General features: G+C 72.3%; 9 protein-coding genes. 4 read left to right on the top strand and 5 right to left on the bottom strand.

The genetic code is table 11. From position 1 onward, the window contains the following. Window positions 1–25 precede the first annotated feature (25 nt). Window positions 26–478, bottom strand: coding sequence for a gamma-glutamylcyclotransferase (locus OHB01_RS16825; protein WP_142646542.1), 453 nt, complete (start codon window positions 476–478; stop codon window positions 26–28). A gap of 138 nt (window positions 479–616) precedes the next feature. Here OHB01_RS16825 and OHB01_RS16830 point away from each other — a divergent pair, with 138 nt between their 5' ends. Continuing rightward, window positions 617–2,008 (top strand): NAD(P)H-quinone dehydrogenase, encoded by a 1,392-nt coding sequence (locus tag OHB01_RS16830; protein ID WP_142646540.1) that lies wholly within the window; start codon window positions 617–619, stop codon window positions 2,006–2,008. 17 nt (window positions 2,009–2,025) lie between these two features. Here the strand turns inward: OHB01_RS16830 and OHB01_RS16835 are convergent, their stop codons facing one another. After that, window positions 2,026–3,195 (bottom strand): MFS transporter, encoded by a 1,170-nt coding sequence (locus OHB01_RS16835; protein ID WP_147945377.1) that lies wholly within the window; start codon window positions 3,193–3,195, stop codon window positions 2,026–2,028. Window positions 3,196–3,241: 46 nt separating this feature from the next. Here OHB01_RS16835 and OHB01_RS16840 point away from each other — a divergent pair, with 46 nt between their 5' ends. Continuing rightward, the gene (locus tag OHB01_RS16840) at window positions 3,242–4,270 is read left to right on the top strand and encodes an ROK family transcriptional regulator (RefSeq protein WP_142646536.1); all 1,029 of its coding nucleotides are present in this window, start codon (window positions 3,242–3,244) and stop codon (window positions 4,268–4,270) included. Between the two features lie 95 nt (window positions 4,271–4,365). Here the strand turns inward: OHB01_RS16840 and OHB01_RS16845 are convergent, their stop codons facing one another. The 3 genes from OHB01_RS16845 to OHB01_RS16855 all read right to left on the bottom strand — a co-directional run bounded on the left by OHB01_RS16845 (window position 4,366) and on the right by OHB01_RS16855 (window position 9,447). After that, a complete protein-coding gene (locus tag OHB01_RS16845; protein ID WP_328855624.1) occupies window positions 4,366–5,652 on the bottom strand; it encodes a pentapeptide repeat-containing protein in 1,287 nt (428 codons plus the stop codon). 370 nt (window positions 5,653–6,022) lie between these two features. Further along, window positions 6,023–7,417 carry a hypothetical protein gene (locus OHB01_RS16850; protein ID WP_260617172.1) on the bottom strand — a complete coding sequence of 465 codons (1,395 nt, stop codon included), beginning with the start codon at window positions 7,415–7,417 and terminating at the stop codon, window positions 6,023–6,025. A 248-nt stretch (window positions 7,418–7,665) separates the two neighbouring features. Next, window positions 7,666–9,447: an acetyl/propionyl/methylcrotonyl-CoA carboxylase subunit alpha gene (locus OHB01_RS16855; protein ID WP_328708328.1), complete on the bottom strand. Its 1,782-nt coding sequence runs from the start codon at window positions 9,445–9,447 to the stop codon at window positions 7,666–7,668. Between the two features lie 211 nt (window positions 9,448–9,658). Here OHB01_RS16855 and mycP point away from each other — a divergent pair, with 211 nt between their 5' ends. Together mycP and OHB01_RS16865 are read left to right on the top strand one after the other, a co-directional pair. Beyond that, complete coding sequence (gene mycP, locus OHB01_RS16860) at window positions 9,659–10,813, top strand: type VII secretion-associated serine protease mycosin (RefSeq protein ID WP_142646528.1); 1,155 nt, start codon at window positions 9,659–9,661, stop codon at window positions 10,811–10,813. A gap of 117 nt (window positions 10,814–10,930) precedes the next feature. Then, window positions 10,931–13,222, top strand: a complete 2,292-nt coding sequence (locus tag OHB01_RS16865; RefSeq protein WP_328855625.1) for a serine/threonine-protein kinase — start codon at window positions 10,931–10,933, stop codon at window positions 13,220–13,222. Window positions 13,223–13,447 lie beyond the last annotated feature (225 nt).

Genomic DNA, 13,447 nt, shown 5'->3' on the forward strand with positions numbered 1-13,447 from the left:
CCGGCGGATAAGTGCCGGGCTCGTGTCAGTCGCCGAGCTTCTTGCAGGGGCGGGTGCGCAGCCACGCGACGTAGTCGTCGGGTGCGCCCGCCTTCTCGGCGGCGTCGGCCAGGATGCCGATGTATCGCGCCGACGGCAGCCCGCCCTCGTAGGAGTCCAGCACGTACGACCAGGCGAGCACGTCGCCCTCCAGGGTCGCGACCCGGAGCCGGAGCTTGCGGTAGAGGCCGAGGTCGGTGCCCATCCACCGGTCGAGGGACGCCTCGTCCCACTCCGGCACGTCGTACAGGACGACGAATACCTGCTCGTCGGCGTCCTCGACTATCGTGGCGAGAGCGCCCTCCCAGCTGACGTCCTCGCCGCCGAAGGTGAGCCGCCAGCCCGAGAGCCAGCCCGTTCCTCGCATGGGCGAGTGGGGAGCCCACTCCGCCATCTGCTTGGGGTCCATGTTGCTGCCGTAGGCCGCATAAACAGGCACGGCTCACAAGCCTAAACCAAGATCCCGAAAGTTGGACGGGTACGCGCGCACGGGGATGCGGCGAGAAAATCCGCGTAGTCGGCCCGTTACGCGTACCTCGCCGGGAATACGTAATCAGGATGCGGGACAATGGAGCACGTGACAAGGATCGTGATCATCGGTGGCGGCCCCGGCGGATACGAGGCGGCTCTGGTCGCCGCGCAACTGGGCGCTCAGGTCACCGTCGTGGAGGAGGAAGGCCCCGGCGGGGCGTGCGTGCTCACCGACTGCGTGCCGTCCAAGACCCTGATCGCCTCCTCCGTCCGCAAGCAGGCGCTTCTCGACGCGTCGTCGCTGGGTGTCCGATTCGACGGCGGCTCCGGCCACGAGACCGGCGGCGTCCACGTGGACATGATCGACGTGAACAAGCGCGTCAAGGAGCTCGCGCTCGCCCAGTCGAACGACATCGCCGCCCGGCTGGCCGCCGAGGGCGTCGAGGTCATCCGCGCCCGGGGCCGGCTGGTCGATCCCCAGGTGGTGCGCGCGGGGGACCGTACGATCCGGGCCGACGTGGTCATCGTGGCGACCGGCGCCCACCCGCGCGTGCTGCCCGGGGCCGAGCCCGACGGCGAGCGCATCCTGAGCTGGCGCCAGCTGTACGACCTGGAGGAGCTGCCCGAGCACCTGATCGTGGTCGGCTCCGGCGTCACCGGCGCCGAGTTCGCCGGCGCCTACCGGTCGCTCGGGTCGGAGGTCACGCTGGTCTCCTCGCGCGACCGGATGATGCCCAACGAGGACGCCGACGCGGCCGAGGTGCTCGAAGGGGTCTACCGGCGCCGCGGCATGAACGTCATGGGCCGTTCGCGCGCCGCCTCGGTCAAGCGCACCGAGCACGGCGTCGTCGTGACCCTGGAGGACGGCCGTACGGCCGAGGGCAGCCACTGCCTCATGACCGTAGGCATGGTGCCCAACACCTCCGGGCTCGGGCTCGAGGACAACGGCGTGCGGCTCGACCGCAACGGCTTCATCGAGGTCGACAAGGTGTCGCGGACCTCCGCGCCCGGCGTGTACGCCGCGGGAGACTGCACCGGCGTCCTGATGCTCGCCTCCGTCGCCGCCATGCAGGGCAGGATCGCGGTCTGGCACGCGCTCGGCGAGGCCGTGCAGCCGATCCGGCTGGCCACCGTCGCCGCCAACATCTTCACCGACCCGGAGATCGCCGCCGTGGGCGTGTCGCAGCGGCAGATCGAGGCGGGCGAGATCGAGGCGAACGTCGTCAAGCTGCCGCTGGCCACCAACGCCCGGGCCAAGATGCAGGGCTTCAACGACGGTTTCGTGAAGCTGTTCTGCCGCCCGAACACCGGCATCGTGCTCGGCGGCGTGGTGGTCGCGCCCCGGGCGTCGGAGCTGATCCTGGCCGTGTCGGTGGCCGTGCAGCACCGCCTGACCGTGGACCAGCTCGCCCACACCTTCGCCGTCTATCCGTCGCTGTCGGGCTCGATCACCGAGGCGGCCCGCCGTCTCATGTCCCCGCAGACCGCCGGCATCTGACCTCTGTCGAGGCCGGATCAGTCGGCGCATGCCGCGCCCTCGGGGACGCGGGCGGCGGCAGGGCGCGGGCGCAGCGCGCGCGCCGGCCGGATCATCGCCCCGACCATGCACGTCACCAGGGCGAAGGCGAACGGGAAGGCGAACGTGGCCGCCAGCCAGCCGATGACGGAGGGTGCCACGAGCCCCGACATCCAGGTGATCGTGGCGACCCCCGCGACGCCCTCCGCAGGCGTACGGGCGACCTGGCCCGCCGCCGCGAACACCAGCGGGACGACGACGGCGAGACCGGCGCCGAACAACGCGAACCCCACGATCACCGGCGCGGGCGTGCGGAACGCGACCACGATCACCCCACCGATCACGGCGGTGACCGCCCCGGCGCGTACGGTCAGGACCGGCCCGAGCCTGCGCACCACGAAGTCTCCGCCGAGCCGCACGGTGACCATGCACGCGGTGAACACGGCGTAGCCGGTCGCGGCGAGGCCCGCGCCCGCCCCCGCGACGTTCGTGAGGTAGATCGCCGCCCACTGGCCGCTGGCCCGCTCGGCGAAGGTGCCGAAGAAGCCGATCAGGCCGATCAGCAGGACGGCCCTCGGCGGCAGCGCGAATCGCTTCGGCGGCTTCTCGTCCGGCGCGGGCTCGTCGTCGAGGAGCGCGCGGCTGCCCACCACGCCCAGGACGACCAGCGCCGCCGCCATGAGGGCGAGGTGCGCCCGCGCGTCCAGGCCCGACTGCGCCGCCACGGCCCCGATGCCCGCGCCGGCCAGGTTGCCGACGCTCCACATGCCGTGCAGGCCGGACATGACCGACCTGCCCAGCCGCCGTTCGACGAGCACGCCCTGGGCGTTCATGGCCAGGTCGGACATCCCGGCGGCGGCGCCGGACGTGAGGAACACGGGGACCAGCCACAGCGGGCCCGGCGCCAGCACGGGGAGGGCCAGGGAGGCGCACCACAGGGCGAGCAGGACCCGGGTCGTCGCCCTGGGCCCGAACCGGTAGGCCAGCCGGGCCGTCACCGGCATCGTGAGGAACGAGCCGATCGGCGGGCAGAGCAGGACGAGCCCGAGAGCGGCCGTGCCCAGGCCGAAGTGGTCCTGAAGCCAGGGCATGCGGGTGGCGATGGTGCCCGCCACCGCGCCGTGAACGGCGAAGACGAGGGCGGTGGCCCGTTGATGTCTGTCTCGCATACGGCTAAATTAACAGGCAGGGTTCCTGATAAAAAGAGGTTTTTCCGTGAAGACCGCGACACCCCAGCTCGCGCGGGCCATCAACGACCGGCTCGCGCTCGATCTGCTCCTGGAACGGGGCCCGCTGACGGCGCCCCAGCTTCGCGCGCTCACCGGCCTGTCCCGCCCGACCGTGTCGGACCTGATCGAACGCCTGCAGGTCAACGGGCTGATCCGGGTCACCGGGGAGAGCGGCGGCGACCGGCGCGGTCCCAACGCCCGCCTCTACGGGATCGTCGCCGACCGGGCCTTCGTGGGCGGGGTGGACGTGCGGCGCGACGTGGTCCACGTCACGGTCGCCGACATCACCGGCGCCACCGTGGGCACGGCGACGCGGCCCGTGGGGGAGAACCTCCCCGGGCTGGTCGCGGAGGCGCTCACCGAGGCGGCCGGCTCACGCCCGCTGCACGCCGTCGTCATCGGCGCGCCCGGGATGGTCGATCCGCAGACCGGAGACCTCGCGGCCGGGAACGTCGAGCCCGCGTGGCGGCCCGGGCTTCTCCCGGCCCTGCGCACACTGGTCGACGCGCCGGTCACCGTGGAGAACGAGGTCAACCTGGCCGCCGTCGCCGAGCACGCCACCGGCGCGGCCGCCGGGCGGGACGACTTCGTCCTGCTCTGGCTGGACGACGGCGTCGGCGCGGCCGTCGTGCTGGACGGCAGGCTCCGCCGGGGAGCCTCCGGAGGAGCCGGGGAGATCGGCTTCCTCGGCCGGCTCGACATCGAGGTGTGCGCCCTGCTGGGCACCGATGCCGTACGCGGACTGGACCTCCCGGCCCTGGCGGACCGGGTCACGACGGCCGCTTTCACGCTCGTGGCCGTGCTCGACCCCGGCCTCGTCGTCCTCGGCGGCGCCACCAGCATGGCGGGCGGCGAGCCGCTGGCGGCCCTGGTCACCGAGCGGCTGGCCGAGGTCTCGCCCGTGCCCGTACACGTCCGCGTGAGCGGCATCCCGGACAACCCCGTGCTGCGGGGCGCGGTCTCCACCGCCCTCTCGATCGCCCGCGACGCCGTCTTCGGCCAGGGCCGCCCGTGACGGCGCCGTGGTCAGCGGGTGCCGCCCGTGAGGTGTTCGTGAACCTGCCGTGGTCAGCGGGTGCCGTCCGTGAGCCGCTCGTGAACCTGCCGAGGTCAGTGGCTGCCGCCCGTGGCGGACAGCCGTGACCTGACCTCATGCAGGGCCTGCCGCCCCCGCCCGATGGCCATGGCCGCCGCCTGCAGGTCGTACGGCGTCTGGGCGACGTGCAACGCCTGCTTGGCCGCCTCGTACGCGTCGAGCGCCGCCCGCCACTCGTGCGTGGGCCCGCTGACCTGGTTGATCTTCATCTCGAAGTCGAGGGCGTCGATCTCCTCGCCGAAGCGGGTCACGTCCTCCTCGGCGGCGTGCCGGGCCACCGCCATCTCGGCCACGAAACGCTCCCTGCGCCGGTGTGCGACGCCCCACATGATCAGCGTCAGGCTCAGGCCGAGACCGGACACGATGACGAGGATGAGCGCGGGCGACGGGCCCTTCGGGCGTACGGCGTTCGGGGGCACGTCCTGGTCCCAGGTGGACGGCGAGGCGTCATCGACCGGTTCCTCCCCGGCGGAGCCGGGTGCGACGGCGTCGTCCGGCAGGTCCTTCGGCGTGCCCTTCGCCCCGGTCAGGTTCACGTCGTCGGCCTGGGTGAAGGAGGCCTTGTCGACGTTCGCCCCGTGGAAGTCCGCGCCGTCGAGCTCGGCCTGGGTGAACTCGGCCTCGGACAGGTCGGCGTCCCGCAGCACGGCGTGCTCCAGGTGGGCCTGGCCGAGCTTGGCCTCGCCGAGCTTGGCCCGGGTGAAGTCGGCCGTACGGCCCTTGATCTGCCCGAGCGTGGCGTCCTTCAGGTCGGCGTCCACGAGTTTCGCGTCGGTGAGGTTGGCCTGGGTGAGCACGGCCCGGGTGAGGACCGCGCCGGTCAGGTCGGAGTGCGGAAACTCGGCCTGTACGGCGTCCGCGTCGGTGAGGATCGCCCCGCGCAGGTTCGCCTGCTTGGCCTGCATCTGGCCCAGGTCGGCCTCGCTGAAGTCGGCGCCGCGCAGGTCGGCATAGTCGAGACGCGCCTGACCGAGATCGGCCTCCTTCAGCGAGGCCTTGCGCAGGATGGCTCCGGTGAGGTCCTTGCCCGTGAGGTCCACCCCGTCGAGCTTCGCGCCGGTCAGGTCGGCGCACCGCATGGCGTACGGAAGCGTGGCGCTGGTGAGGTCCTTGCCGCGAAGCTTGACGCCGCTGCCCGGCTTGCAGGGAGCGGAGGCCGCGTGCACGGCGGTCGCGGGGAGTGCCACGAACGCGAGTGACACAGACGCGAGCAACGTGAGCGACAGGAGCCGCGACAGGGACCGCGACGAGAACCGTGACAAGGGCAGCGCGGCGGCGGGCAGGGGGGTGAAGCGACGCACGGGGGGCCTCCTGGGGGGAACGCTCCCGAGTCTCCCACGCGGTCTTTAATCCCACTTGCAATCCGCTGACCGGCCATCATCCCGGTATTTCCCGGGATGGTGCACCACCCGGCCGAGCCCGCATACGACGAAGGGGCGGACCATCAGGTCCGCCCCTCGTCTGTGTCCACCGCAAGCGCTCAAGCGCTTCTGCGCCATCGAAAGCGCTCGGGTGCTGTGCCGGAGGCGCTGAGGAGATGTGCCGACACAGAGGTGCCCGGGCGCTTCCGTGTCCGTCGCGGTGGCGCTCACACGCTTCTGCGGTGGCTGGGAGCGCTGCGGTGCTTCTGCGCCGTGCCGGAAGCCACGCTGTGCCGGAGGCGCTGAGGCGTTACCAGTCGCCGCCGCCGAAGTCCCCTCCGCCGAAGTCGCCGCCGCCCCAATCGCCACCGCCGCCGCCACCCCAGTCGCCGCCGCCGAAGCCGCCACCGCCCCAGTCGCCGCCGCCGGCCTCCACGCCCGCGGCGTAGCCGGAGTCGTACCCGGCGCCGTATCCGCCGTGGCCCCAGCCGCCGAACGCGTTGCCGAGCATGGTGCCGACGAGCATGCCGGTCAGCAGGTCGCCGCCGCCGAAGCCGCCGTAGTAGCCGTACGCGTAGGGCTGGTAGGCGGGACCGGCGTCCCAGTAGGGCCTGCGCTGGCCGTCCACCATGACCTCGCGCATCTGCGGGTCGAAGCCGCGCTCCACCGCCTCGGCGTCCGCCGCGCAGGCGGGGACGTCGCGCACCGCGCCGCCGGGGGGCGCCCACCGGACGTTGCGCACCGACGGGCCGTGCTGCGGGTTGAAGAAGCACGGGGGCAGCCGCTCGGGCAGCGGCTGGTTGTTCACGCGCGCCTTGACGCAGGCCAGCGCGTAGCGGCCGTCCTCCAGCGTGGAGGTCACCGTGCGCAGGTCCTCCGGGCGCTTGATCGCGGCGAGCTCGACCTTGGCCCGCTCGTAGGAGTCGAGGGCCCGCTGCCAGTCGGTGGTCGTCTCGCTCTGCGGGAGCATCCTGACGTCCATGTCGAGCGCGGTGATCTCCTCACCGAACTTCGTGACGTCCTCCTCGACCGTCTGCTTGACGGCGGCGAGCTCGGCGGCCTCGCGCTCCTCGCGCTTGCGCTTGTTGCGGCGTCCGACGATCCACAAACCGGCACCTCCGACAACCGCGATGCCCAGAATGCCCAGCAGCACACCCGAACCGCCACCGCCGCCGACCGTGCTGCCCTTGGCACGGGCACCATTGACGTCGCCCTCGCGCACCAGGTTCACCCGGTTGATGAAGTCCTTCATGCCGGTGACCACGTCGTTGTTGGCGCTGGTGGACAGCCGGGCCAGCACGCCCGGAGCGTTCCTGGGCAGCTCGGTCGACCCCGCGAAGAGGCTGTTGCCGTCGAGGAGGGCCACGGTCGCGCTCGACCGGCCCGCCTTGTCGAGCTCGGACAGCAACTGCGGGATGTAGGTGCTCACCTGGCTCGTGCTCACGGTGCCGTCGGGCATGGCGACCACGTAGATCTTGGACTTCGAGTCCTTCAGCGCCTGGCGGATCTCGCTCTGCTGACTCGACGAGAGCGGAGACCCACTCTGGACGAACAGCGGGTCTTTGGCGTTCTTCCAGGACGACAGGACCGTGGCGGGGTCCGGGGGAGCAGCCGCCATGGCGGACGGCGCGAGAGCGAGCAGAGTGATGAGTCCGGCGAGCAGCGCCGCAAGGGCGGCCCCCACCCGGCCGAGCGGTGTCTTCATGGTCACGGCTTCAAGCCTCCTTCGCCCTACAGGACGAACGGCAGGGCGTGATGGTTCCTCCACAAAAACCTATCGTTCCGCACCCGGCTGCCGGCATGCGTCTTCTTGCCGGTGAATGACGGCGGCGTCGGCCGCCGAACCGTCCGCCGTGACCGCGTTCGCCCGATGAGATCGCTGTCGGCGGGGCACCAAGATCACCCTCGGTGAGCCCCCGCCAGGGGAGACCGCCGGCCTTCAGGGCCGGCGGCTCAGGCGTCCTTGATCTCGCAGAGGACCGCCCCGGCGGTGACCGTCTGGCCGACGGCGGCCGCGAGGCCGGTGATCGTGCCGCCCTTGTGTGCGGTCAGCGGCTGCTCCATCTTCATGGCTTCCAGGACGACGATCGTGTCGCCGGGCTCGACGGCGTCGCCGTCGGCGACGACGACCTTCACGATCGTGCCCTGCATCGGGCTGACGAGGGAGTCGCCGCTCGCCGCGGCCTTCTTGGCACCGCCGCCGGACCGCCGAGGCGCGGCCTTCCTGGCCGGGCCGGAGCCGGTCGCGCCCGACCCCGATCCCCAGGAGCCCGATCCAGACGGGCCCAGCCCGGCGGGCAGGACGACCTCCAGGCGCTTGCCGCCGACCTCGACGGTGATCCGTTCACGCTCGGCGGGCTCGGCCGCCTCCACGGCACCCTCGTACGGCGTGATCGTGTTGTCGAACTCGGTCTCGATCCACCGGGTGTGCACGGAGAACGGCTCGCCGGTGAAGGCGGGGTCGTTCACCACGGCCCGGTGGAACGGCACCACGGTCGGCATTCCGCCGATCTCGAACTCGGCCAGGGCCCGGCGCGACCGCTCCAGCGCCTGCTTACGCGTCGCGCCGGTGACGATCAGCTTGGCCACGAGCGAGTCGAACGCCTGCGGCACGCTCATCCCGGCCTCGTACCCCGCGTCCAGCCGTACGCCGGGGCCGGACGGGACGCGCATCGAGGTGATCGTTCCCGGCGCGGGCAGGAAGCCCCGGCCCGCGTCTTCGGCGTTGATCCGGAACTCGATGGAGTGGCCGCGCAGCTCCGGGTCGTCGTAGCCCAGGGCCTCGCCGTCGGCGATGCGGAACATCTCGCGCACCAGATCGATGCCCGCGACCTCCTCGCTGACCGGGTGCTCGACCTGCAGCCGGGTGTTGACCTCGAGGAAGGAGATCGTGCCGTCCTGGCCGACGAGGAACTCGCACGTGCCCGCGCCGACGTAGCCCGCCTCGCGCAGGATCGCCTTGGAAGAGGAGTAGAGGAGTTCGAGCTGCTCGCCGGTCAGGAACGGGGCCGGGGCCTCCTCCACCAGCTTCTGGTGGCGGCGCTGGAGGGAGCAGTCGCGGGTGGAGACCACGACGACGTTGCCGTGGGAGTCGGCCAGGCACTGGGTCTCGACGTGCCGGGGCTTGTCGAGGTAGCGCTCGACGAAGCACTCGCCGCGCCCGAAGGCGGTGACGGCCTCGCGCACGGCCGACTCGTACAGGTCGGGGATCTCCTCCATGGTGCGGGCCACCTTGAGCCCGCGCCCGCCGCCGCCGAACGCCGCCTTGATGGCGATCGGCAGGCCGTGCTGCCGCGCGAAGGCGACGACCTCGTCCACCCCGGAGACGGGATCGGGGGTTCCGGCCACGAGCGGGGCGCCCACGCGCTGCGCGATGTGCCGGGCCTGGACCTTGTCGCCCAGCGCGGTGATCGCCGCCGGCGGCGGGCCGATCCAGATCAGGCCGGCGTCGAGCACGGCCTGGGCGAAGCCGGCGTTCTCGGCGAGGAAGCCATATCCGGGATGGACGGCGTCCGCGCCGGTCTTCCGGGCGACGGAAAGGAGTTTGTCGATGTCGAGGTAGGTCTCGGCCGGGCTCTGCCCGCCGAGTGCGTGCGCCTCGTCGGCCACCCGCACGTGCAGCGCGTCCAGATCCTGGTCCGCGTAGACCGCGACGCTGGACAGCCCGGCGTCTGCGCAGGCCCGGGCGATCCGTACGGCGATCTCACCGCGATTGGCGATCAGGACCTTGTGCACCGCGTGCATCCTTCCCTCGGGCCCCCTGGGTTATGAGCTGTGGTGGATTTTATGCACCTGCCGGCTCTGGACGGCGTCCGGCCCCTTACTGAGTGGGATCGCCGCCGTGCCTCGTCTCCCTGCACTTCCCTGCCCCATCGCCGGTATGTCCGGGTTGAAGCGGCATATTGTGAAGTGGCACCACCGGTCGGGTTCGTTAGGCTGATCGCTTATGCGGGGACCCGGCCTTCTGGCGACCGTGCTGGCTCTGCTTCTCGTGGCGCCGCCCGCGCCGCCCGCCGAGGCGCGCGTCGCGCCGGCTCGGTGCGCGCCGCGCAAGGGCAGCATGCAGGTGGCCGAGCCGTGGGCGCAGCGCAGGCTCGACCCCAAGCGGGTGTGGCCGCTCACCAGGGGCGAGGGCGTCACGGTCGCGATCATCGACAGCGGCGTGGACCTGACGCACCCGCAGATCCGGGTGGCCAAAGAGGTGGACTACACCGGCACGGGCCACCGTGACTGCGTCGGGCACGGCACGGCGGTCGCCGGGATCATCGCCGCCCAGTATCTGAAGGGCGTCCCCTTCCATGGGGTCGCGCCCGGCGTACGGCTGATCTCGCTCAAGCAGACGAACGAGGAGCGCGGCGACCCGGACACGCTGGCCAGGGCCATCGTGGACGCGGCCGACTTCGGCGCCGACGTGATCAACGTGTCGATCGACGCCCGCGACGATCCGAAGCTCAGGCAGGCCGTCGCGTACGCGGTCGGCAAGGACGCGGTGATCGTGGCGGCGGCCGGCAACACGACCGCGGAGGACGGCACGCCGGAGGCCTCCTATCCCGCCGCGTATCCGGATGTGCTCGCCGTGGGGTCGGCCACCCCGGACGGCCGGCGTGCCGACTTCTCCAACACGGTCACTCCCGTCTCCGTCCTGGGTCCGGGCCAGGACATCACCTCCACCTGGCCAGGGCGGTCGTACATGAGCGGGCTCGAAGGCACGAGCTTCGCCACGCCGTACGTCGCGGGGGTGGCGGCGCTGGTGCGTGCCCGCCATCCGGAGCTGAACCAGGAGCAGGTGCGCGGGCGCATCACCGCCACGGCGGACGGCGGACTGGGGACGGGCACGGGAGCCGGGATGGTCAACCCGATGCTTGCCGTCACCGCGATCCTGCCGATGGAGGTCGGCGGCGCCCCCGTCATCGCGCCGCCGGCGCCTGCCCCCTTGTCGCAGGACGCGGTGAGCAAACCGGCTCCGGTGGACCAGGAGGCGATCGACCTGGCGCTGACGATCGCGGCGGCGGCGTTGTGCGCGGTGGGGCTGATCGTGGCCGTACGGGTGTTCGTGCCGATGGGCAGACGGAGAAGGTGGCGTCCCGGCCGTGAAGGTTGACTCTTCGGCTTTGGGTAATTGACGTTTCAATGTTTTGTGCCTGCCGGAAACTGATGCTTTGCCCCATGTCCTCTTGGTTGAATGATCCTTATCAGGTCACTTCCAGAAAGGACTGAGATGCACCCTTTACGGCCGGGTGATCCCGAGCAGATAGGCGAGTACGCCATCCAGGGACGGCTGGACGAGGGGCCCCGCGGCGACGTCTATGTCGGCAAGGAGACCGGCGACGACGCCCCTGTGCGGGTGATCAAGCTCTTGGCCGCGGAGCCGGGTTCGGGGCAGGCCGTCCTCGACCGGCTCACTGTGGCCACGCGTGTGTCCAGCTCATATGTGGCCCGCACCATCACGGCGGGCCTATTCGGGGATCGACCCTACGTCGTCAGGGAACACGTCGAGGGACGCAGCCTGGCCGCCGTCGTGGCGGCCGAGGGCCCGCTCTCGGGGGAGGCGCTCGAACGCGTCGCGGTGGGCGTGCTCACCGCGCTGACGGCCGTGCACCTCGCCGACCTCGTGCATGGTTCGCTCACCCCGCACAACGTCATCGTCGCGGACGACGGCGTCAAGCTGACCGACGTCGCGGTCGGCCCACCGGTGGGCGAGCTCGCCTACCGGGCTCCGGAGCAGATCAGGGGCGAGCGCTACGACGCGTACGCGGACATGTTCGCCTGGGCCGCCACGGTGGTCTTCGCCGCGACCGGACGTCCGCCGTTCCCGCAGGAGCCGCAGGCCGTGCTCAACGCGCAGCCCGACCTCGGCGGCCTGGACGAACGGTTGCGCCAGGTCGTGCTGCCCGCGCTCGCCAAGGAGCCGGGGCAGCGGCCCACCGCGTACACCGCGATGCTGCAACTGCTCGGCGGCGCCGCAGGGGCACAACCGGCGCCGGCCCCCGGCGCGACGGTCGTGCTGCCCCCGCAGCCGGCGGTCGGGGGAGTCCCCGTTCCGCCGGCGCCTGCTCCCCAGCAGGGGCCGGTTCCGCAGCAGGCTCCTGTTCCTCAGGCCCCGGTGCCTGGGCAGACCTGGGGCCCGCCGCCCGTCCCTCAGCAGGCGTCCACCGCCTCTTGGCAGCCGCCCGCCATGCCGCAGGAGCAGCCCCAGCAGCAGACGTGGGGGCCGCCGACCACCCAGGGCCAGGTCGAGACGGCCAAGCGCAGGCCGTTCCCGGTCGGGCTCGCAGCGGCGGTCGGCGCCGTGGTCCTGCTCTCCGGAGTGGGGCTGTGGGGCGCCGGTCACTACTCCCAGGTCCAGTTGTCACCTGCCGCCGCGGAGGGCTCCGCGGGCGGGCACGGGAACGGCGGACGTGCGCTCGCGGACGGTGGAAACGCGGGCGGCGGAGGGACCACGGGAGGCGGCGGCACCACGGCGGGAGGCGCGACCGGGGGCAGCGGATCGGCCCCGACGGCGGCGCCGCAGGTGACGGTGCCGTGGGCGCTGTCGTCCGACGACCCCGACTCGCCGGTGCAGCCGCTGGTGCTGCCGAGCGAGTGGCCGACGGACTCTCCGGTGACGCCGGAGCTCACGTCGGCGCCGACCCCCGGCCCGCTCGTGCCGATGCCGAGCCAGCCGGTGGTCCCGCCGCCGCAGCAGCCGACCTGGTCGACGACGCAGCCGACGGCCCGGGTGACGACCACCGCCACGGTCACCGCGCTGCCGAGCCCGGTGCCGACGCAGCCGACTCCCGAGCCCCCGCCCACGCAGTCGCCGAGCCCGGTGCCCACGGAGCAGCAGGAGCAGGTGCCGAGCCCGCGGCCCACCGCGCCGACCGAGGGGCCGACCGAGGGGCCAACAGAGGGGCCCACCGAGAAGCCCGTCGAGAGGCCCAGCTGGGTTCCCTCCTGGGTACCGACCGAGAGGCCCGGGCGGAGGCACGCCCGGAAGCCCACCGGGGAGCCGACGGCGTCCGCGCAGCCGAGCACCCCGACCCCGACCCCGACCCCGACCCCGACCCCGACCACGGTGGCGCCCAAGCCCACTCCGACGGTGAAGCCGACTACGGTGGCGCCCAAGCCCACTCCGACGGCGAAGCCCACGACGGTGGCCCCCAGGCCCACCACTCCGACTCCGGAGCCGACGACCGCGGCGCCGGTCCGGAACCCCTTCGGCCCCACCCAGGCCTGCGGTCCGGGCTTCTCCGTCCAGCGCAGCAGCGCCCTGGCGGGGGGCACCGTCTATCAGCTGTACAACCCCGGCACGGGGGAGAACTGCGTCGTCACGATCAAGACGGCCGACGTCGGCAAGGAGACTCCGGTCTCCGCGACGCTGGAAGTCCAGGGCGGCGGTTCCAAGACCGACAGCGGTAACTACAAGTACTACGCCGGCCCGGTGAAGCTGCAGGCCAAGGGCAAGTGCGTCAGGTATTCCGGCAGCGTCGGCGCGTCCAGCGCCGGCGGCGACTGGGACAACTGCCGCTGACGCTGCGACCGGCACCACAGCCGCACTGCGACTGGCACCCCCGGCTGGCACTTCCGGCCGACAGCCGGCTGACAGCCGGCTGACCGGTTCACACGAAGGCCGGGCGGACATCCGCCCGGCCTTCCATCTGCGCGGCCCGTCTGCGCGGCTCTGCCGGTGCCACTCTGGGGAGGCGATCCCGGCTCGATCTCAGGCCGGGATCAGGCCGCGCCTCCGGCCGGCTCG

The organism is Microbispora hainanensis (assembly GCF_036186745.1).
Taxonomy (GTDB): domain Bacteria; phylum Actinomycetota; class Actinomycetes; order Streptosporangiales; family Streptosporangiaceae; genus Microbispora.

Excerpts from the sequence above, each read along its gene's own strand:
- OHB01_RS16835 (WP_147945377.1), bottom strand. The coding sequence starts at position 3,195 with ATGCGAGACAGACATCAACGGGCCACCGCCCTCGTCTTCGCCGTTCAC.
- OHB01_RS16850 (WP_260617172.1), bottom strand. The coding sequence starts at position 7,417 with ATGAAGACACCGCTCGGCCGGGTGGGGGCCGCCCTTGCGGCGCTGCTC.
- mycP (WP_142646528.1), top strand. The coding sequence starts at position 9,659 with ATGCGGGGACCCGGCCTTCTGGCGACCGTGCTGGCTCTGCTTCTCGTG.
- OHB01_RS16865 (WP_328855625.1), top strand. The coding sequence starts at position 10,931 with ATGCACCCTTTACGGCCGGGTGATCCCGAGCAGATAGGCGAGTACGCC.